Raw genomic sequence first — 299 nt, forward strand, 5'->3', positions numbered from 1 at the left:
GCCCACGAGAGAAACGGCCTCAAGCTTCGAGCCCTCGGGCGGAATGCGCCCGGCCACCTCGGCCTGGGCCGCCGCCATAGGGCCGAAGTCCTTCTGCAGGAACAGCATGAAGAACACGAAGAAGATGGTAAGCAGCGCGTAGAAGTTGTAGGGGATGGAGGCCACAAACGTGTTGAAGCCGTCCTCGCCCATGTAGCCGCCCACGGCCACCGCCCACGAGGACACCGGCGCGATAATGCAGACCGGGGCCGCCGTGGAGTCGATGATCCAGGCGAGCTTCTCGTGGCTCACGTGGAACT

At 64.2% G+C, this 299-nt stretch carries 1 pseudogene; it reads right to left on the reverse strand.

Features of this window, described 5'->3' with window-relative positions:
• Positions 1–291 (reverse strand): annotated as a pseudogene (locus tag QZ307_RS05715) (Na+/H+ antiporter NhaC family protein); the annotation flags it as partial.
• Positions 292–299 lie beyond the last annotated feature (8 nt).

It is taken from the genome of uncultured Adlercreutzia sp. (assembly GCA_910585575.1).
Lineage (GTDB): Bacteria > Actinomycetota > Coriobacteriia > Coriobacteriales > Eggerthellaceae > Adlercreutzia.